The sequence below is a fragment of the Kitasatospora sp. NPDC086009 genome, assembly GCF_044540385.1.
GTDB lineage: Bacteria > Actinomycetota > Actinomycetes > Streptomycetales > Streptomycetaceae > Kitasatospora.
The window spans coordinates 760486-779247 of record NZ_JBITSA010000001.1 but is presented as its reverse complement, the minus strand read 5'-3'; the positions used below and the strand labels follow the sequence as shown (position 1 = coordinate 779247).

General features: G+C 75.4%; 17 protein-coding genes and 1 tRNA gene. 11 read left to right on the top strand and 7 right to left on the bottom strand.

The features are described from left to right. Positions 1-38 precede the first annotated feature (38 nt). Positions 39-260 (bottom strand): hypothetical protein, encoded by a 222-nt coding sequence (locus ACIF6L_RS03630; RefSeq protein ID WP_329488707.1) that lies wholly within the window; start codon positions 258-260, stop codon positions 39-41. Between the two features lie 279 nt (positions 261-539). Here ACIF6L_RS03630 and ACIF6L_RS03625 point away from each other — a divergent pair. Next, positions 540-610 (top strand) — tRNA-Gly (locus ACIF6L_RS03625). 193 nt (positions 611-803) lie between these two features. Next, positions 804-2849: a histidine kinase gene (locus ACIF6L_RS03620; RefSeq protein ID WP_396486037.1), complete on the top strand. Its 2046-nt coding sequence runs from the start codon at positions 804-806 to the stop codon at positions 2847-2849. Positions 2850-2918: 69 nt separating this feature from the next. On the opposite strand, the gene ACIF6L_RS03615 is transcribed toward ACIF6L_RS03620, so the two are convergent. After that, positions 2919-3527 (bottom strand): response regulator transcription factor, encoded by a 609-nt coding sequence (locus ACIF6L_RS03615; RefSeq protein WP_329488698.1) that lies wholly within the window; start codon positions 3525-3527, stop codon positions 2919-2921. 85 nt (positions 3528-3612) lie between these two features. Between ACIF6L_RS03615 and ACIF6L_RS03610 the strand changes: the two genes are divergently transcribed. Together ACIF6L_RS03610 and ACIF6L_RS03605 are read left to right on the top strand one after the other, a co-directional pair. After that, on the top strand, positions 3613-4347 hold the full coding sequence (locus tag ACIF6L_RS03610) for an ABC transporter ATP-binding protein (protein WP_396486036.1): 735 nt from the start codon (positions 3613-3615) through the stop codon (positions 4345-4347). Beyond that, a complete protein-coding gene (locus ACIF6L_RS03605) occupies positions 4344-6854 on the top strand; it encodes an FtsX-like permease family protein (protein WP_396486035.1) in 2511 nt (836 codons plus the stop codon). The genes ACIF6L_RS03610 and ACIF6L_RS03605 overlap by 4 nt, the downstream gene beginning before the upstream one ends. A 127-nt stretch (positions 6855-6981) precedes the next feature. On the opposite strand, the gene ACIF6L_RS03600 is transcribed toward ACIF6L_RS03605, so the two are convergent. From ACIF6L_RS03600 to ACIF6L_RS03590, 3 genes are all read right to left on the bottom strand, one after another. Then, on the bottom strand, positions 6982-8109 hold the full coding sequence (locus ACIF6L_RS03600) for a nucleotide disphospho-sugar-binding domain-containing protein (protein WP_396486034.1): 1128 nt from the start codon (positions 8107-8109) through the stop codon (positions 6982-6984). A 213-nt stretch (positions 8110-8322) separates the two neighbouring features. Beyond that, on the bottom strand, positions 8323-9210 hold the full coding sequence (gene sigJ / locus ACIF6L_RS03595) for an RNA polymerase sigma factor SigJ (protein ID WP_396486033.1): 888 nt from the start codon (positions 9208-9210) through the stop codon (positions 8323-8325). Positions 9211-9313: 103 nt separating this feature from the next. Further along, positions 9314-10006, bottom strand: a complete 693-nt coding sequence (locus ACIF6L_RS03590; RefSeq protein WP_329488692.1) for an NAD(P)-binding oxidoreductase — start codon at positions 10004-10006, stop codon at positions 9314-9316. A 359-nt stretch (positions 10007-10365) separates the two neighbouring features. Between ACIF6L_RS03590 and ACIF6L_RS03585 the strand changes: the two genes are divergently transcribed. After that, entirely contained in the window at positions 10366-10938 is a 573-nt protein-coding gene (locus tag ACIF6L_RS03585) for a hypothetical protein (protein ID WP_396486032.1), read from the top strand. Between the two features lie 566 nt (positions 10939-11504). Here the strand turns inward: ACIF6L_RS03585 and ACIF6L_RS03580 are convergent. Then, positions 11505-12149 carry a response regulator gene (locus tag ACIF6L_RS03580; protein ID WP_396486031.1) on the bottom strand — a complete coding sequence of 215 codons (645 nt, stop codon included), beginning with the start codon at positions 12147-12149 and terminating at the stop codon, positions 11505-11507. After that, positions 12146-13513: a sensor histidine kinase gene (locus ACIF6L_RS03575; protein WP_396486030.1), complete on the bottom strand. Its 1368-nt coding sequence runs from the start codon at positions 13511-13513 to the stop codon at positions 12146-12148. Before ACIF6L_RS03575 ends, ACIF6L_RS03580 begins: the two co-directional genes overlap by 4 nt. A gap of 291 nt (positions 13514-13804) precedes the next feature. Here ACIF6L_RS03575 and ACIF6L_RS03570 point away from each other — a divergent pair, with 291 nt between their 5' ends. The 6 genes from ACIF6L_RS03570 to ACIF6L_RS03545 all read left to right on the top strand — a co-directional run bounded on the left by ACIF6L_RS03570 (position 13805) and on the right by ACIF6L_RS03545 (position 18755). Next, a complete protein-coding gene (locus ACIF6L_RS03570; RefSeq protein ID WP_329488688.1) occupies positions 13805-14365 on the top strand; it encodes a heme-binding protein in 561 nt (186 codons plus the stop codon). 220 nt (positions 14366-14585) lie between these two features. Further along, positions 14586-15002 carry a PPOX class F420-dependent oxidoreductase gene (locus ACIF6L_RS03565; RefSeq protein ID WP_329492168.1) on the top strand — a complete coding sequence of 139 codons (417 nt, stop codon included), beginning with the start codon at positions 14586-14588 and terminating at the stop codon, positions 15000-15002. Between the two features lie 43 nt (positions 15003-15045). Continuing rightward, complete coding sequence (locus ACIF6L_RS03560) at positions 15046-15459, top strand: hypothetical protein (RefSeq protein ID WP_329488687.1); 414 nt, start codon at positions 15046-15048, stop codon at positions 15457-15459. 168 nt (positions 15460-15627) lie between these two features. Further along, positions 15628-16512: an NAD(P)-dependent oxidoreductase gene (locus ACIF6L_RS03555; RefSeq protein ID WP_396486029.1), complete on the top strand. Its 885-nt coding sequence runs from the start codon at positions 15628-15630 to the stop codon at positions 16510-16512. 69 nt (positions 16513-16581) lie between these two features. Next, positions 16582-17160 carry an NAD(P)H-dependent oxidoreductase gene (locus ACIF6L_RS03550; protein ID WP_329488685.1) on the top strand — a complete coding sequence of 193 codons (579 nt, stop codon included), beginning with the start codon at positions 16582-16584 and terminating at the stop codon, positions 17158-17160. Between the two features lie 386 nt (positions 17161-17546). Further along, positions 17547-18755: an LPXTG cell wall anchor domain-containing protein gene (locus ACIF6L_RS03545; protein WP_396486028.1), complete on the top strand. Its 1209-nt coding sequence runs from the start codon at positions 17547-17549 to the stop codon at positions 18753-18755. Positions 18756-18762: the final 7 nt, after the last annotated feature.

The window sequence follows — 18762 nt, the reverse complement described above, 5'->3', positions numbered from 1 at the left end:
CGAATCGTCCGGGGCCCCGTCCGTCCTGGTACCCGCCCTCAGGCGAGGAACTCCGCGGCCTCCAGCCGCATCGCCCGGGCCAGTTGCGGCGCGGACAGCTCCCGTACGTCGGCCAGCACCGAACTGCGCATCCGCCCGCACTGCGGGCAGCGGATCAGCCGCCCGGGCCCCAGCCGGCCCGGCCCGAGGTTCTGCATCGGGAACGTGGTGGTGCTGAACAGGTGCCCCTCGGCACAACGAACGACGGCGCGCTGCTCCATCGGTCCCCTTCCCATCCTTACCCCGGTACTCACCCGTACTCATCGCACCCCGAACGGCCGAGCCTTCGGGACAGCGTCACATTAGGGGATGTTCCGGACATTCCGCAGGATGGCTCGCCGCCCCGGAACCCACCCGCCGGAGCACTCTCACGCGGCCCACACAGTACGCCTCCACCCCCACCCCGGGCGGCTCCGCCACGACCCCGGGCCACCTGTGCAACGGGCGTCACGGATGGGGTACAGTGGGCGCAGATCGAGCGGTCTCTGACGGCTCATCAGGCGGGCGTAGTTTAATGGTAGAACATGAGCTTCCCAAGCTTATAGCGCGAGTTCGATTCTCGTCGCCCGCTCTTCATGGCGAAACCGCAGGTCTTCGGATCTGCGGTTTCGCTGTTTTTCGGGGCGGATTCGGGGGTGGGGTCCGGGGCGCCGCTTGATCGGGTTCCGCGTAGCATGCGCCGGGTGGCGGGGGTGGATGTGGGGGCGCGGGCGGGGTGGCCGGCGCGGGGGCTGGTGGGGGCGGCGGCTGCCGCGGTGGCTTCGGTGCACCTGTTGAAGGGGCTGGCGCGGGTTCCGGGGGAGCCGGGGGCCGGGGTGGCCGTGGTCGTGGCGTGCGTCGTGCTGGTGGTGGTGCAGCTGCGGCACAGTTCGTCGGCGGTGCGGCGGGTGCTGGGGGTGGTGCCGCCGGGCGTCGGGACGGCGGTGGAGCTGGCCGTCGGGTATGTCGCGGTGCTGGGGTTCGGGGTGTCGGTCGGGTTGCTCTGTCTCCCGGCCGCCTCGTTGCTGCTGGAACGGCGCCGGGTGCTGGTGCCGCTGTTCGGCGCCTCCGCGGCCCTGATCGAGCTGGTGCGGTCGGGCAGTGTGCGGGACGCCGTCGACATGACGCTCATCGTCGCGATCGGCGGCGTGATGCTGTACGCCGTCACCACGCTCGCGCTGTTCGCGGCGCGGGTGCACGCGGCCCGGCTCGCGCTGGCGGCGGCCGCGGTGACCGCCGAGCGGCTGCGGATCGCGACCGGGCTGCGGAGCGGGCTCACCGAGGGGTTGAAGGAGGTCCGCGATCTGGCGCTCCGGGACGATCCGGGCGTCCTGGCGGACCTCATCGGCGCGGCGCGGCGGACCTTGGCGGCGACCCGGGCCACGGCGGCGGAGCTGCGCAGCCTGTCGCTGGCCCCCGAGGCGGCGAGCGCCCGGGCGCTGCTGGCGTCCGCGGGCATCACGGCGGACCTGCGGGTCGGGCACTCGGAGCCGCTCGGGCCGGCCGGGACGGTGCTGGCGGCGGTGCTGCGTGAGGCGGTCACGGCGGTGGTGCGGGTCGGTGACGCGCGGCGGTGCGAGATCGTCACCGGGGAGCGGGCCGGGCAGGTGGTGCTGCGGGTGGTCAGTGACGGCGTGCCGACGGCCGCGCTCGGCGCCGATCTGCTCGACGGCCTCGCCGACCGGGTCCGCGAGGTCGGCGGTCGGCTGACGGCCGGTCTGGAGCCGGACGGGCGCTTCGCCGTCGAGGCGGCGGTCGCGGCCACGCCCGCGCCGGCGGAGGCGGCCGACCCGCCCGAGCTGCGGACCGTGCTCGGCCTGTACCTCCTCGTCCTGGGCACCTTCTTCGTCAAGGCCGTGCTGCTCGTCCCGGTGCCGCTGCTCGCGCTCGGGGCACCCTGCCTGCTGGTCTTCTGCCTGCTCCAGATCCGCTTCGCGACCCGGGACTCGCCGCGCCACGCCCGGACCGTGCTGCTCGCCTCGGCGGTGATCGCCCTCGTTCCGCTGCCCTGGTCCGGGCGGAACTGGATCGGCGCGGTCGGCATCCTCGCGGGTGCGCTGCTGTTCGCCCTCCCGCTCCGGGCCGGCGCGGCTCTCGCCGTCGCGGCGGCGGTGGCGGGCGGTGTGCTCACCGGCGGCGGGCCGGTGCCCGTGCTGCTCGCCGCCGTCGACGCCCTGATCACCTGCGTCGTGGTCTACGGCGTCCTGCGGCTGGCCCGGCTGGTGCGGGAGCTCCAGCGGGCGGGGGCGGGGCTGACCCGCGCCGCGGTGGTGACCGAGCGCCTGCGCGCCGCCCGTGACCTGCACGACCTGCTCGGCCACGGACTGACCGCGATCCTGCTCAAGGCCGAGCTGGCCCGGCGGCTGGCGGCCACGGACCCCGACCGCGGCCGGGCCGAGCTGCGGGACATCGTGCGGCTGGCCGAACGCGGCGAGACCGAACTGCGGACGGTGGTGAGTGACAGCCCCCGGTTGTCCTTCGAGGCCGAACTCGCCTCGGCCGCCGGGGTGCTGGAGGCGGCGGCGATCACGGTGGAGGTCGACGACGTCCCGGTGCCGGCGGGGGCCGGCGCCGTGCTGAGCGTGGTCCTCCGGGAGGCGGTCACCAACATCCTGCGGCACAGCGCCGCCCGCCACGCGCGCATCGCCACCTCGGTGGCCGGGGACGCGGTGCGGCTGGAGGTGGAGAACGACGGGGCGCCGGACGGCGTCAGCGCGCCAGGCTCCGGGATCGGTGGGCTGACCGTCCGCCTCGCCGCGATCGGCGGCACCCTGGCGGCCGGTCCGGACGACGGCTGGTACCTGCTGCGCGCCGAGGTGCCCGCGGGCTGAGGCCGGTGCTGCGTGGGGCGGTCACCGCGGGCTGACGCCCGGAGCGCCGGGGGCGGGCGGGCGCGGCGGCTACAGCCAGCCCGCCTCACGCGCGATGCGTACCGCGTCAGTCCGGTTGCGGGCGTTGAGCTTGCCGACCACCGCGGTCAGCACATTGCGGACCGTCCCCGTCGACAGGTGCAGCCGCGCCGCGATCTCCGGGGGCTCGGCGCCCTCGGCCAGCTCCCGCAGCACGTCGTTCTCCCGCGGTGTCAGCGGGTTGTCCGCGAGGTCCCAGGCCGCGACGGCGAGCCCCCGGTCGAGCACCCGGCCGCCGCCGGCCACCTGCCGGATCGCCGCCACCAGCTCCTCCGGCGGGGCGGTCTTCAGCAGGAAGCCGTCGACCTTGGCGTCCAGGGCGCGGCGGAGCAGTCCGGGGCGGCCGTTCGAAGTGAGCATCAAGGTACGGCAGTTCGGCACCTTCTCCTTCAGTGCCGCGGCTGCCTGGAGACCGTCGGTGCGCCCGGGCATCTCGATGTCGAGCACCGCGACGTCGGGCAGGGCGACGAGGGCGCGCGGCACCACGTCGTCGGCCGAGCCGGCCTGGGCGACGACCTCCAGGTCGGGCTCCAGCTCCAGCAGTGCCACCAGCGCGCCGCGCACCACGTGCTGGTCCTCCGCCAGCAGGAGTCTGATCATGCGACGACCCTACCCGTGACGATGTCACGGGTCGCTCGTGATCCGGTCCCTGGGCCGGGAGTTCGCGGCTCGGCAGGCTGGAGGCATGAGCGAAGCGATCACGTTGGAAGCTGTGAGCAAGGTGTACGGCAAGGGGCGGGGCGCGGTCGCCGCGCTGCGCGAGGTGACGGTGCGGCTGCCCAAGGGCGGCTTCACCGCGGTGATGGGGCCCTCCGGTTCGGGCAAGAGCACCTTCCTGCACTGCGCGGCCGGGCTGGACCGGCCGAGCTCCGGGACGGTCCGGCTGGGGGACACCGACCTGTCGCGGCTCAGCGAGACCAAGCTGACCGAACTGCGCCGGGAGCGCGCGGGGTTCGTGTTCCAGTCGTTCAACCTCGTCCCGTCGCTGACCGTCGAGCAGAACATCACGCTGCCGCTGCGCCTGGCGGGCCGCCGGGCCGACGCCTCCAGGCTGGCCGCGCTGGTCGGGCGGGTGGGGCTGCGGGAGCGGACCGGACACCGCCCGGGCCAGCTCTCCGGCGGCCAGCAGCAGCGCGTCGCCATCGCCCGGGCGCTGATCTCGGACCCCGAGGTGCTCTTCGCCGACGAGCCCACCGGCGCCCTGGACACCATGACCGCCCGCGAAGTCCTGACCCTGCTCCGGCAGACCGTCGAGGAGCTCGGCCAGACCATCGTCATGGTCACCCACGACCCGGTCGCCGCCTCCTACGCCGACGAGGTGCTCTTCCTGGCCGACGGCCGGGTCGCCGACACGATGTCCGCGCCGACCGCCGCCAAGGTCGCCGACCGCATGATCCGCCTGGGAGCGTGGAACCGATGATGTTCAGCTTCGCCGTAGCCACCCTCCGGCACCGCAAGGCCGGATTCGCCGGGGCCTTCGTCGCCCTGTTCTGCGCCGCCGCGCTGGTCTGCGGCTGCGGGACGCTGTTGGCCACCGGGCTGCTCGGCGGCGTCCGGCCGGAGCGCTACGCGGCCGCGCCGATCGTGGTCGCCGGGGACCAGAACGTCCACCAGGTCCAGAACAAGGGCAAGGGGAAGGTCAAGGAGAAGGCCAAGCCGATCGCCGGCCGGGCCTGGGTGCCCGCCGCGCTCGCCGACCGGATCGCGGCGCTGCCCTCGGTGCGGTCCGTCAGCACCGAGGTGACGTTCCCGGTGCTGCTGCCCGGCGGCCCCACGGCGAACTCCTGGGGCCACGGCTGGGAGTCCGCGCCGCTGGCCGGCCTGACCCTGGCCTCGGGGGCCGCGCCGTCGGCCGCCGACGAGGTCGTGCTGGACGCCGGCACGGCCGCCCGGACCCACCTCGCCGTCGGCTCCACCGTGCGGGCCCGCACCGCCGGGGAGACGCTGACCGTGCGGGTCGTCGGCGTCACCGCCCAGGTCTTCGACGCCCAGGCCGGGGTGTTCTTCGCCCCCGAGCGGGCCCGGCAGCTGGCCGGCCACGACGGCCTGTTCAGTGCGATCGGCGTGTTCCCGGCGGCGCCGTCGGCCGCCGCCGACGTCGCGGCCCTGCTCCGGAGCACCCAGGCCGGTAGCACTACCGCCACCGCCGCCACCGGTACGCAGGTCGCCCCGGTCGCCCTCGCCCGGACCGGCGACGACCGCGGACCGGTGGAGTTCCCCGACGCCGCCAACGCCCAGGTCCGACTGGTCAGCATGGGCGGTGTGCTGGGCGGCACCTCCCTGCTGGTCGCCCTGCTGGTCGTGGTCGGCACCTTCGGCCTCTCGATCCAGCAGCGCCAGCGCGAGATCGCGGTGCTGCGCGCCGTCGCCGCGACCGGGCGACAGGTCCGCAAGATGATCGGCGGCGAGGCGCTCGCGGTGGGGCTGGCCGCCGGGGTGCTGGGCGCCGCCGCCGGCCTGCCGCTGGGCAGTTGGCTCCGGGACCGGTTCGTCGCCCTGGACGTGATCCCCGCGAACCTCCCCGTGGTGCTCTCCCCGTTCCCCGCGATCGCCGCCGCCGGCGCCACCCTGCTGGCCGGCTGGGGCGCCGCCCGGATCTCGGCCCGGCGGGCCACCGCGATCAAGCCGGTGGAGGCCCTCGGCGAGGCCGAGATCAAGCCGCCCCGGCCGGGCTGGGCGCGGATCGTCCTCGGCGTCGTCGCGGCCGCGGGCTCCGTCGTGCTCACCGCCGTGCTCACCGTGCTGCACTCGGACCAGGCCTCCACCCCGGCCTGCTTCGTCGCCGTCCTGCTCTGGTGCACGGCGCTGTCCCTGCTCGGCCCGCTGGTGGCCCGGGCCGGGGTCGCGGTGCTGGGCCTGCCGCTGCGGGCGTCCCGGGTCGGCGGCTACCTCGCCGCCCACAACCTGCGGGCCGCCGCGCACCGGCTGGCCTCGGTGGTCACGCCGCTGACCCTGCTGGTCGCGATGGCCTGCACCATCCTGTTCACCCAGACCACCGTGGACGGCGCTGCGGGTGCGCAGCGCGACCGCGGCAGCGTCGCCGACTTCGTGGTCGGGCCGCGCGTCCCCGCCTCCGCAGCCGCCTCGGTCGCCGCCGTCCCCGGCGTGCGGACGGTGACCCGGGTGCTGCACACCCAGGTCCGCGACGGCCTGACCAGGCGCAGCGTGCAGGCGGTCACGCCCGAGCGGCTGACCGACACCCTGGACCTCGCGGTGACCGCGGGCGATCTCGGCGCGCTGGCGGACGGCACGGCGGCGGCCGCGGACGGGCTGGGCTACCGGCTCGGCCAGCGGGTCCGGCTCACCCTCGCCGACGGCACCCCGGCCGAGGTCACCGTCGTCGCCCTGTACGCCCGGGGCCTGGGCTTCGGTGACCTGACGCTGGCGCACGGCCCGGTCGCCGCGCACGTCGACGTCCCGCTCGACGACAACCTGCTGGTCCGGGGCGAGGGGGTCTCCCGGGAGGCGCTGGCCTCGGCGCTGCGGGCCGAGCCCGGCATCGGCGTCCTGGACCGCGCCGCCGCGCAGTCCGCGGGCAACCGGGTGAGCGCCCAGATCGGCTACGTCACGCTCGGCCTGATCATCGCCTTCGTGGCGATCGCCGTCCTCAACACCCTCGCGATGAGCATCACCGACCGCCGCCAGGAGTTCACCGCGCTGCGGCTGATCGGGACCACCCGCCGCCAGGTCCGCCGGATGCTCGGCTGGGAGACCGCGGCCTCCGTCGTGATCGCCACCGTGCTCGGACTCGGGATCGCCTTCGCGGTGCTCACCACCTACGCCCGGGGCATCACCCGGGGGACGGCCGGAGTCGCCGTGCCGGTGGGGCAGCTCGTGATCGTCGTCGCCGGCGCGGCCGCGCTCGCCGCGGTGGGCACCTGGCTCCCGGCCCGGGTCGCGCTGCGGGCCGGGGAACGGGCGGCCTGAGCGGGCGGCTGCGAGTGGTCGGCCCGAGCGGACGCCCGGTACGGCGGGACCTTCGGGGACGCCCGGGGACGCCGCAGCCGCAGGTCACCCGACCTGCGGCTGTGGCGTCCCCGCGGGGTGGGCCGGGTCAGCGCGGGGCGGCGGCGAGGGCCTCGATGTCGGGGACGAGGGCGGCCGGGGTGGGGAGGGCCTCGTTGTCGGCCCGGAGGCGGGCGGCGGCCTCGCGCAGCGCCGGGTCCTCGACGAGGCGGGTGAGCAGGGCGGTGTCGACGTCGGCCGAGGCCGAGCGCAGGGCGGCCCCGGTGGCGGTGAGGATGTCGGCGACGGCGAAGTTGTCGGCGCCCTGGGGGAGGAGCAGCTGGGGCACGCCGGCCTGCAGACCGGTGAGCGTGCTGCCGGAGCCGCCGTGGTGGACCACGGCGTCGCAGACGCGCAGCAGCTCCGCGAGCGGGACCCAGGGCAGCGGGCGGACGTTGGCCGGGAGCGGACCGAGGTGGCTGAGGTCGGCCTCGCCGACGGCGAGCAGGAACTCGGCGTCGACCCCGGCGGCGGCCTCGATCAGCCGGCTGATGGCGTGCACGCCGTCCATCTCGGCGACCACGGTGCCCAGGGTGACGGCGACCCGCGGCCGGGTGCCGCGGCGCAGCAGGTCGCCGGGGACGACACCGCCGCCGTTGTAGGGGAGGTAGCGCATCCGCAGACCGCCCCCGTCGCCGCCGAGCGAGGCCGGGACGATGTCCAGCGGGGTGGTCTCGGCGGGGCCGGCCACGCCGTGCGCCTCGTAGACGTCGGTGAAGTGGGTGGCCAGCCGGCCGGCCAGGTCGAGGCCGGAGGTGAGGCCGAAGTTCTGGAGCGCCGCCGGGATCTTGAGCTTGGCCGCGACCAGCTGGGCGGAGGCCAGGCAGGAGTCGTGGATCAGCAGGTCGGGCTCCCACGCGCCGGCGACGGCGAGCAGGTCGTCCACGGTGGAGCGGGAGGCGTGGGCGAAGGCGGCGGCCGCCATGTCGAAGATCTGGTCCTGGTCCAGGTCCGGCCTGGAGTACCGGGCCTCCTCGCCGGTGGCCTCCTCGAAGGCCTCCCGGAGTGGCCGGCCGTCGCCGATCTCGGCTATCGGGAAGCCGGCCTGCCGGAGCTGGTCCATCGGCTTCGGGCTGGCGAACAGGACCTCGTGTCCGGCTGCGCGCAGGGCCTGCGCGGTCGGCACCATCGGGAAGAGGTGGCTGGGCGCGGCCGGGCCGGTGAAGAGTATGCGCACGATCGTCTCCTGGTCGTTCATTCGCGTCGAACGGGGCTGGCGGTACGAGTGGGCCCGCTCTCTCCGTGAACTGACGACCGATCAGTTCCTGTTCCCGGCAGGATCGATTATCGGACGTTCTGTCACGGGTCTTGCGGGCGAAGGTGAAGTGTGCTGCTGCTTTTCCTGCTGCTTCTCCTGCTCCTGCTCCTGCTCTTCCTCCGGTGGCCCCGCTCAGAGCGGCGGGACGGGGAGGTCGCGAAGGCGGTCGGGGTCGGCGAGCAGGTTGATCTCGGTGATGCGGTCGTTCACGACGGTCAGCGCCAGGACGGAGAAGAGCCGCCCGGCGGGGGCGGTGACCAGGCCGAGCGCGCCGTTGATCAGGGCCGGGCGGGCGAAGGGTGCCAGGCCGCGGAAGAGCAGCGCCTGCCGGGCGACGGCGGGCGCGCCGTGGACGAGGTGCTGGATGCCGGGGAAGCCGCCGGCCCCGGTGGCGCCGACGTCGGCGCGCAGGGTGATGTCCGGGTCGAGCAGGGCGACCAGGGCGTCGAAGTCACCGCTGCGGGAGGCCGCGAGGAAGGCGTCGACGACGACCCGCTGGCGGGTGAGGTCGGTCTCCGGGGCGGCCGCGCCCCGGACCCGGCGGCGGGCCCGGCTGGCGAGCTGGCGGGTGGCGGCCGGGGTGCGGTCGACGATCGGGGCGAGCTCCTCGAACGGCACCGCGAACATGTCGTGCAGGACGAAGGCGAGCCGTTCGGCCGGCGGCAGGGTGTCCAGCACCACCAGCATGGCCAGGCCCACCGAGTCGGCCAGCAGCGCGGCCTGTTCGGGGTCGGCGGTGTCCGCGCGGGTGATCACCGGGTCGGGCACATGGGTGTCCAGCGGGGCCTCGCGCCGGGCGGTGCGGGAGCGGAGCAGGTCCAGGCAGACCCGGCCGACGACGGTGGTCAGCCAGCCGGGCAGGTTGTCGACGCGGGAGGCGTCGGAGCGGCTGAGCCGGAACCAGGTCTCCTGGACGGCGTCCTCGGCCTCGCTCAGGGAGCCGAGCATCCGGTAGGCCACCGACCGCAGATGGGGGCGGTGCTGCTCGAACCGCCGGGCCAGGGAGTCGTTGTCGTTCATCGGGCGCGCCGTCGCAATCCGTCGTGGGCCCCGCCGGCCGGAGCGGTCGGCGGAGTTCGGCCGGGGGTCTGACGATGGGTCGGGAACAGGGGTGGGGTCCCGGTCAGTCGGCGATGCCGACGGTCCGGTGGACCGAATCGGGCCGGTCGACCAGGCCGAGCATGCAGTGGGCGACATCGGCGCGGGCGACCGACAGGCCGCGGCGGAGGTTGCGCCCGTACGCCGTCCGGTAGTCCCGGGTGAGCGGACGGTCGGTGAGCCGGGGCGGGCGGACGATCGTCCAGTCCAGCCCGCCGGCGCGGATCTCGTCCTCCATCCGGGCCAGGTCGGCGTAGTGCGTGCGCAGGGCCGCCCGGGTGAGCGGGGCGGCGAGGTGGCGCATGAAGAAGCCGTCGCCCGGGTCGTGCCGGGGCGGCCGCGGGCGGGCGGGGGAGGGGACGGCGCCGATCGGGGCCGCGCTGACCACGATCAGGCGCCGGGCGCCCACCTCGCGCATCGCGGTGATGACCGCCCGGGTGCCGCGCCAGGCGACACCGGCCTCGGCGCTGGAGCGGGCGCCGAGGCCGGAGAGGACGGCGTCCGAGCCGGCGACCGCGGACTGCAGTTCGGCGGGTTCGGCGACGGCCAGATCGGCGCGGACGACCCGGACGCCGGCCGGGGCGCGGCCGCTCCCGGCCGGGTCGGCCAGCCTGGCCGGGGTGCGGACCACGACGGTGACGTCGTGGCCGGCCGCGACGGCCTGGGTGAGCAGGTGTCGTCCGATGCCGCCGGTGGCGGCGAGGATGGTGAGCTTCATCTGCGGCTGCCTCCTGTCTGTGAGGGGTGGCGTTCGTTCGCGACACCCTCTGAGCGGATCGGACGCCGGGAATGTGACGAGGGCGGCCGTGAATGTGACGCAGGTCACTGCCAGGTCGCGCGGCGGCGAGGAAGGTGCGGACCGTGGGGGGTGAAGGCCTCGGAGTGCTCGAAGACCACGAGGTGTCCGGTGTCGGTTCGGCGCGGCCGGGCGGGGCGGTCGACCGGGCCGGTCCGGCGTGTCGGGCGGGGCGGGGAACTGTGCCGGTTCGGCGCGCCGTCCACGGAGTGACGCAATCCCTTCCCGGGCCGAGCACCGGGAGAAGCGCGGAGGGCCCGGTGCAGTCAGGTGGAACCGAAGTGAACGTCGAGAACCCGGCCGGTCCCCGGTGCCCGGAGCCCGTCGGGCCGTTCGCGCGGCCCGCGCGGACGGTCGTGGACCAGGTGGCCGCCGGCGAACGCTGTGAGTGGCTGCTGCAGCGGACGCTGGACGCCGTCCGGCCGGCGCTGTCCTGGCGGTACGCCGCACCCCGTGCGGGTGCGCGGCTGCCGCCGCCGGGCTCCGGACCGGCCGACGGCGGCGTCCAGTGGTACGTCGGCCGCGGCCGGGACATCGTCACGATCATCTCGGGCGCCCGGCGGGGCGAGTTACCGGCCATGGTGGAGGCGGGGTGGCGGCGGCGCGGCTGGACCATCACCTCGGTGAACGCCTGTCGCGAGCTGCCCGGAGTCGCCGCGGTCACGCCGGACGGCTACCGGCTGGCGCTGGAGTTCGGTGTCCTGGGCGAGGCCCGGCTGACCGCGACCTCGCCGGGGGTGGCCCGTTCGGAGCCGGTGCGGGGTGCGCCCGGCGGTCCCGAAGTCCCTTGCGCGGTAGGCGGATCGGCGGCACTGCCGGAGATCCGCTGTCCGTTCTGGAGCGCCCTGGGCTGACCTGGGCCGGTGGGTGTTGAGAAGGCGCGGAGCGAGTCCCCCCGGACTCGCTCCGCGCCTTCTCCGCACACGGCATCGGCGCGCCGTACCCCCCGACTCTCCGGTCCCCCGCCGCACCCCCCTGGCAGCCACCCTCCGGCGAGGATGGTTCGCACAGACCCCGGCGAGGCCCCACCACCGGAGGCGTCGTTGATCTCCACGCTAACAAACCGAGTGGTTGGTTTGTCAATAGAGAGTTCCACGAAACATCCACATTCCGGCGGGCGTGTTCGGGCGGCCCGAGGGCGGGCCGAGAGCGGCCCGAGGGTGGGACGCAGGCGGGCGGTGCGCCGTCAGCGGCCGGGTGCCGGGGCGTGCCGACTCCGGCGCGGGTGCTCCGGGTGCGTGAGGAAACGGTGTCGGAGGAGGGTGGCCACGGGTCTCCGGCCTCACCCGTCCGGGCGAACGGCGGGCCCGGGGCGGGGCTCCCGGGGGCGCGGAATCCGACACTCGGGGGCGGGGCACCCGGGGGCGCGGAATCCGACACTCCGGGGCGGGACGGGCACGCAGCGGCACCGGACGGGCGCTCAGCGCAGCAGCCGGCGCTCCTTGGCCACGGCCACCGCACCGGCCCTGGTGTCCACGCCCAACTTGTCGTAGATCCGGCCCAGATGGGTCTTCACGGTGGCTTCGCTGATGAACAGCGCCCGGGCGATCTCCCGGTTGCCGAGCCCCTGTCCGAGCTGGGCCAGGATCTCCTGCTCACGTTCGGTCAACTGCGGTACGGGGGACCGCATCTGAGCCATCACCCGGGTGGCGACCGGCGGTGACAGCACGGTCCGGCCGCGCGCGGCCGCGTGCACCGCCGCGAACAGCTCCTCGGGCCGCTCGGCCTTCAGCAGGTAGCCGGTGGCGCCCGCCCCGATCGCCCGGGTGATGTCGGCGTCGGTGTCGTAGGTGGTGAGGACCAGGACGTGCGGCGCGCCCGGTGCGGCGGTGATCCGCCGGGTGGCCTCGACGCCGTCGATGCCCTCGCCGAGCTGGAGGTCCATCAGCACGACCTGCGGCGCCAGCGCACCGGCCAGGGCGACCGCCTCCTCGCCGGTGCTCGCCTCGCCGACCACCTCGATGTCACCGGCGCTGGCCAGCAGCGCCAGCAGGCCGGCCCGGACCACGGCGTGGTCGTCGCAGACCAGCAGCCGCACCGGCGGGGTCGAGGGGGCGGTGCTCATCGGGGCTCCAGGGGGGTTCGTCGGGGCTCCAGCGGGATCGCGGCGGAGACGACGGTGCCCTCGCCGGGGGTGCTCTCGACGGTCAGCGTGCCACCGAGCTGGCGCAGCCGCGCCCGCATCGCGGGCAGACCGTGCCCGCGCCCGCCGCTGCCGGGCTCCGGCGCGCCGGAGCCGCCGCCCGGCCGGGCGGGCCGGAACCCCCGGCCGTCGTCGGCGACGTCCAGGACGGCCTGGTCGCCGAGGAAGGACAGGGTCAGCGCGGCGGCCGAGGCCCCGGCGTGCTCCCGGACGTTGGCCAGCGCGCCCTGGGCGATCCGCAGCAGCGCGGACTGCGCGGCGGCGGGCAGCGGCACCGGGGCGCCGTCCAGGTGGAACCGGACCGGCAGCCCGCTCTCGGCGGACTCCCGCTCGGCGAGCGAGCGCAGCGCCTGGTCGAGGGTGCGCCCGTCGGCGAGTTCGGCGGGCGCGAGGTCGTGGACGAAGCGGCGGGCCTCCGCGAGGTTGCGGGCCGCCACCTCGGCGGCGGTCCGGACATGGGCACGGGCGGTCGCCGGATCGGCCTCCCAGGTGCGGTCGGCGGCCTGCAGCAGCATCTGCTGGCTGGACAGCCCCTGCGCCAGGGTGTCGTGGATCTCCATGGCCAGCCGTTCGCGCTCGGCCAGAGTGCCCTCCCGGCGCTCGGTGGCGGCGAGTTCGCGCCGGGTGCGGACGAGGTCCGCGATCAGCGCCCGCTGCCGCTCGGCCTGCCGTTCCATGTACAGGAAGACGGCGGTGGCGAGCGCTGCCACGGCCGGCGGCAGCAGCACCAGGTTGGCGTCCACCCCGCCCGGCAGCCGGACCTCGCCGATCACCACCAGCAGGGTGAGCGCGCCCACCAGCGGGATCGCCGCCCGGGCGGGCAGCGTGCGCAGGGCGGTGTAGACCAGCGGGACGGCGCACCAGGCGAAGCTCGGCGCGACCAGTACCAGGACGACCCAGAGGGCGACCACCAGGGCCAGCGGCCAGAGCCTGCGACGGCGCCCGGGGGCGGGCGGGCGGCGGTGGGCCAGCCAGGAGCCGACCGGCTGGGCGACGGCCAGGGCGAGGCCGAGGCCGATCACCCAGGGGATCCGGGGGTTGCCGGGGTGGTGGCTGAGGTAGCGGCCGAGCGAGGTGGCGAGCAGCAGCAGGAAGGCGGAGTCGAGCAGGACGGCCAGCCGGCCGTCGTCCGGATTGTCGGCCCCGGGGCCGGAAAGGTCCGCCGGGTCGGATGGGTTCGCCGGTCCGGGCGGGACCGCCGGGTCGGGGGCTGCCGCCGGGCCCGCGGGGGGCGGAGCGGCGGCACCGGTGGCCGGTTCGCCGCCGGCGGGACGGTCTTGCGGCACGAAGCGGCTCCTTCCACTCTGCGGTCGCCCCTCTGCGGGCGGCTCTCTGCGGGCGGCACTCCGGCCCACCGCGCTGACCTGGTCCGATCCCTCGATGGTGACCCGTCCGACCGGGCCGCGCATCAGCCGATCGGTTGACGGGACCGTCCTCCATCCTGCGCGCGAGCGGCCGCCGGACCGTCGATGTGCCCGGGGGCCCGGCGGCCGGAGGATCGGTACCGAAGCCGCCGAGCCCGACCTGGCCCCCAGATCCCGGCCGTGGCACCGACCGATCCGACGAGGAGCCCGACCATGAAGAAGACCTCCCTGCGTACCCGTGTGCTGACCGGTACCGTCGCCGCCGCCGCGCTGGCCGCCGCCACCGTCGGCGCCGTCTCGGCCAGTGCGGACACCACCGAGGCCCCGGCCGCCGCCGCCGCGGTGAAGGCCGACACCCAGAACAAGAACCTCACCCAGACCACCGGCCTGACCATCGAGGCCGCCACCAAGGCCGCCCAGGCCACCCTGGACGCGGCCACCAAGGCCGGCCAGCACGTCACGGTCGCGGTGGTGGACCGCGACGGCATCACCCGGGTGCTGCTCAAGGGTGACGGCGCCGGCCCGCAGTCGCCGGAGTCCGCCGAGCGCAAGGCGTTCACGGCGGTCTCCTGGAACGCGCCGACCTCCGAGCTGGCCAAGCGGCTGGCGCAGGCGCCGAACCTCAAGGACATCCCGGGCACGCTGTTCCTGGCCGGCGGCGCCCCGGTGCAGGCCAAGGGCGCGCCGATCGCGGGCATCGGCGTCGCGGGCGCGCCCAGCGGCGACCTGGACGAGCAGTTCGCCCAGGCGGGCGTCGCGGCGCTCGGCAAGTAGCGCCCGGCGGGCGCGCGGGCGCCCGACGCGACGCGGTGCACCGGAGCGGACCCCCGACCGCTCCGGTGCGCCGGCATGCCCGCGCGCCGCTGCCCGCCGCCCGCCCGCGCCCAGCGCATCCGCCCCGGTCACCCGGGAACCCGGTCACCCGGGAACCCGGTCACCCCGGGAACCCGGTGCGCCGGAGCGCCGCAGCGGCCAGGATGGGCGCATGCCTCACATGACCGAGACCGAGTGGCGCGCCTTCCTCGCCGCCGGCACCCGTACCGCCAAGATCGCCACCACCCGGGCCGACGGCCGCCCGCACGTCGCGCCGGTCTGGTTCCTGCTGGACGGCGACGAGATCGTGTTCAACACCGGCGCCGGCACGGTGAAGGGCCGCACGCTGGCCCGCGACGGCCGGGTGATGCTCTGCGTGGACGACGACCGGCCGCCCTTCTCCTACGCCCTCGTCCAGGGCACCGCCCGGCTGAGCGACGATCTGCCCGAGGTGCGCGACTGGGCCACCCGGATCGCCGCCCGGTACATGGGCGAGGAACTCGCCGAGCAGTACGGCGCCCGTAACGGCGTCCCCGGCGAGCTGCTCGTACGGGTGAAGATCGAGAAGGTCACCGCAGAACACGGGGTGGCCCACTGAAAAGCCTGTGCCGCTGTCAGTGGGGCGTGGCAGGCTTCCCGCTATGACGGCGTGGACCCTCAACGACATCGAACGTGCGATCCGCTCCTCCTGGGGTGTCGACACCTGTGCGCCCGAGGACCTGGCCCACTGGCATCCCGACAATCCCGCCCGCGGCCAGTGCGGGGTCACCGCGATGGTCCTGCACGACCTGCTCGGCGGCGAGCTCATGATGGGCGAGGTGCACGTCGGCGGTGTCCGGACGGACCTGCACTGGTGGAACCGGTTCGCGACCGGCTTCGAGATCGACCTCACCCGCGAGCAGTTCGGCCCCGACGAGCGGGTCGGCCCCGGCCGGCCGGTCGCCCGCCCGCAGCGCCCGGGCCGGCTCCAGGCCCAGTACGAACTGCTGCGCCACCGGGTCGTCGCCGAACTGGAGTCGGGCCGGGCCCGGCTGCCGGAGCACGCGTGCGCCTGAGCACGGCCGGGGCGGCGGGCTGACGTACAGTCGGGGCGGCATGGATCGTGATCCGACGGTTCCGTCGGACCGGCCCGCCCGCTTCGACGTGCCCGGTTCGCCGTACCGGTGGCTCCGGCCCGGCGGTCCGTGGCGCGGTCCGCCGGGCGGCGACGACGGGAGTGGGCGATGGCAGTGACGACGGTCGGCTTCGTGGGGCTCGGCGCGATGGGGCAGGGCATGGCCGCCAGCCTGCTGCGGGCCGGGTACCGGGTGCGGGTCTGGAACCGCTCGCCCGGGCCGGTGGCCGCGCTGGTCGACCGGGGCGCCGAGGCGGCCGACGGGCCGGCCGGTGCGTTCGCCGCCGACGCGGTGGTCTCCATGCTCGCCGACGACGCCGCGTTCGAGCGGCTGCTGCTCGATCCGGCCCTGCTGGCCGGCGCCCGGGCCACCCTGCACGTCAACATGGCCACGGTCTCGGTGGCGCTCGCGGAGCGGGCCGAGGCCCTGCACGCCGAGCACGGCATCGGCTACGTCGCCGCGCCGGTCCTCGGCCGGCCCCCCGTGGCGGCGGCCGGCGAGCTGAACATCCTGGCCGCCGGGGCCCCGGAGGCGCTCGCCCTGGCCGAACCGCTGCTCGCCGCGATGGGGCGGCGGACGTGGCACTTCGGCGAGCACCCGCGCCAGGCCAACACCGCCAAGATCAGCGCCAACTTCCTGCTGGCCTGCGCGATCGAGTCGATGGCCGAGGCGTGCAGCCTGGCCGAGGCCAACGGCGTCCGCCCGACCGATCTGGTCGAGATGCTCACCGCCACGCTCTTCCCCGGGCCGGTCTACTCCGGTTACGGGGCGATGGTCGCCGAGCGCCGGTACGAACCGGCCGGTTTCAAGCTGCCGCTGGGTCTCAAGGACGTCGATCTCGCGCTGACCGCCGGCGCCGCGGCGCACGTGCCGCTGCCCTTCGGCAGCGTGCTGCGGGACGCCTTCCTCGACGCCCTGGCGCACGGTGACGGCGAGAAGGACTGGGCGGCCGTCGCGGCCGTCGCCCGCCGCCGGGCGGGCCTGCCGGAGTAGTCGCCGCCGGGCCCGTCGGAGGGCTGTCGTACGCTCGGGCCTTCTGTCGCCATCCGCACGGGGGTCCTGATGTCCGAGCACACCGCCGGCGCCGCTGCGCCGCGTTCGTTCCTCTTCCTGAACGCCAGTTCGCGCCCGGACGGCAACTCCGAACAGCTGGCCCGGCTGGCCGCGGGGGCGAGTCTGCCGCCGGGTGCCGAGCAGCGATGGCTGCGGCTGAGCGAGCACCCGCTGCCCCCTTTCGAGGACCGCCGGCACAGTGAGGACGGCGGCTTCCCCGAGCCGGCCGGCCACGAACGCACCCTGTTGGACGCCACGCTGGCCGCGACCGACCTGGTCTTCGTCGCCCCGGTGTACTGGTACTCGCTGCCGACCAGCGCCAAGCTCTACCTCGACCACTGGTCCGCCTGGCTGCGGGCGCCCGGGGCGGACTTCCGCGCCCGGCTCTCCGGCGGCACCATCTGGGCCGTCACCGCCCTGGCCACCGAGCCGGACAAGGCGGACCCGCTGATCGCCACCCTGCGGCTCTGCGCCGACTACATGGGCATGCGCTGGGGCGGCGCGCTGCTCGGCAACGGCACCCGGCCGGGCGACGTGCTGAACGACGAGCGGGCGCTGGTCGCCGCCAAGTCCTTCTTCGCGGGCTGACGCCCACCCACCGGCCGGCCCTTTCCGACGAGGGCGGGGAGGCCCGGCCGGCCGGCCCCGGCGGCGGTCCGTGGGAGCATGGCCGCCCGACGGCGGTTTCCCGCCAGTGCGGCGCCGTCGGACGCGGTGTTCCGGACGTGTACCGGTCACCTTGCGGTCATCTGACGGTATGGAACAAAAGCCTTACCGAGTGACGGAGTTGGGCCAATCGGACAGTATCCGGTCAGGGTGGTGCACGAAGGGTGGCACCCGCCTTACGATCTGGCTGGATCTTTCGGTAGTCTCCGTCGGACTTTCAGCTTCGTGGGGGGACCACAGTTCGGACAACCCAGTCCTTCCGCGCTCCCGGGCCACGCCCGGACTCATCCGTGAGGTCTTCCTTGCCCATGTCCATACGTCGCAGCTTCGCCCTCGCCGGCGCCGCCGCCCTCGCCTCTTCGATGGTGCTGGCCGGTGCCCAGGGCGCCGTCGCCGTCGGCACCACCGGCTCCCCGTCCGCCACCGCGGCACCGCAGGCCGACAAGTCCTCGCGCCAGAGCCTGGACCTCTCCGTGCGCGGGGTGCCGGACACCTTCATCGCGGGCGGCGACGCCCGGGAGTTCACCTTCCGGATCGACAACTCGACCCGGCACGACTTCGTGTTCTACCCGCTGCTCAAGTTCAAGAACCGCGCGGGCAGCCTGGAGGCCGGCGACCTCAAGGTCGAGTACCAGCTGCCCGGCGGCGCCTGGCTGCCCGGCTCGGTCGCCCCCGGCGGCGGGGACTCCGAGGACGACGCGGTGCTCATCCTGCTCGGCGGGGCCGACTCCGACGACGCGATGCTCGCGGTGAACCGCGGCAAGGACGTCTCCATCAAGGTCCGCGCCTCGTTCACCAAGGACGCCCCGCTCGGCAAGGCCGGCGTGGTGCCGGTCGTCTTCTCCGAGCAGCTCGACGACCAGTCCCACGAGCCCGTCGGCAACGGCCACTTCAGCTGCGACGGCATCACCGGCGCCGGCTTCACCATCAAGGCCGGGGGCGGCAAGCCGAGCCCGACCGCCAGCCAGACCACCGGCAAGCCGACCGGCAGCCCGTCGCCCAGCCACTCGCCGAGCCAGTCGCCGAGCCACTCGCCCAGCCACTCGCCCTCGGCCACCGCCACCGCGACGCCCACCACGACCGCCACGGCGACGCCCACCACGACCGCCACGGCCACGCCCACGGCGACCGCCACGGCCACGCCCACGGCCACCCCCACCACGACGCCCACCGCCACCACCTCGGCGTCGACCAGCCCGTCGGCGTCGACCAGCCCGTCGTCCTCGGCGAGCGCGCAGCCGACCGGTGCGACCACCTCCGCCCCGTCCACCGGCGGCACCGGCGCCCAGGAGCCGATCGACTTCCCGGTGACCGTGCCGACCGTGACGCCGCCGAAGCTCACCCCGGCCGCCGTCGCCAAGGCCAAGAACGCGGCCGACAACGCCGACAAGGCACTGGCCCAGACCGGTGGCGGTGACGACACCACCGGCATCGCCATCGCCGGTGGCGCCGTCCTCGCGGTCGGCGCCGGCACCCTCGTGCTGCTCCGCCGCCGCAAGGCCGCCCAGCAGGGCTGACGCCGGC

Excerpts from the sequence above, each read along its gene's own strand:
- ACIF6L_RS03630 (WP_329488707.1), bottom strand. The coding sequence starts at position 260 with ATGGAGCAGCGCGCCGTCGTTCGTTGTGCCGAGGGGCACCTGTTCAGC.
- ACIF6L_RS03615 (WP_329488698.1), bottom strand. The coding sequence starts at position 3,527 with ATGATCAGACTCCTGCTGGCGGAGGACCAGCACGTGGTGCGCGGCGCG.
- ACIF6L_RS03610 (WP_396486036.1), top strand. The coding sequence starts at position 3,613 with ATGAGCGAAGCGATCACGTTGGAAGCTGTGAGCAAGGTGTACGGCAAG.
- ACIF6L_RS03605 (WP_396486035.1), top strand. The coding sequence starts at position 4,344 with ATGATGTTCAGCTTCGCCGTAGCCACCCTCCGGCACCGCAAGGCCGGA.
- sigJ (WP_396486033.1), bottom strand. The coding sequence starts at position 9,210 with ATGAACGACAACGACTCCCTGGCCCGGCGGTTCGAGCAGCACCGCCCC.
- ACIF6L_RS03590 (WP_329488692.1), bottom strand. The coding sequence starts at position 10,006 with ATGAAGCTCACCATCCTCGCCGCCACCGGCGGCATCGGACGACACCTG.
- ACIF6L_RS03580 (WP_396486031.1), bottom strand. The coding sequence starts at position 12,149 with ATGAGCACCGCCCCCTCGACCCCGCCGGTGCGGCTGCTGGTCTGCGAC.
- ACIF6L_RS03570 (WP_329488688.1), top strand. The coding sequence starts at position 13,805 with ATGAAGAAGACCTCCCTGCGTACCCGTGTGCTGACCGGTACCGTCGCC.
- ACIF6L_RS03565 (WP_329492168.1), top strand. The coding sequence starts at position 14,586 with ATGACCGAGACCGAGTGGCGCGCCTTCCTCGCCGCCGGCACCCGTACC.
- ACIF6L_RS03560 (WP_329488687.1), top strand. The coding sequence starts at position 15,046 with ATGACGGCGTGGACCCTCAACGACATCGAACGTGCGATCCGCTCCTCC.
- ACIF6L_RS03555 (WP_396486029.1), top strand. The coding sequence starts at position 15,628 with ATGGCAGTGACGACGGTCGGCTTCGTGGGGCTCGGCGCGATGGGGCAG.
- ACIF6L_RS03550 (WP_329488685.1), top strand. The coding sequence starts at position 16,582 with ATGTCCGAGCACACCGCCGGCGCCGCTGCGCCGCGTTCGTTCCTCTTC.
- ACIF6L_RS03545 (WP_396486028.1), top strand. The coding sequence starts at position 17,547 with ATGTCCATACGTCGCAGCTTCGCCCTCGCCGGCGCCGCCGCCCTCGCC.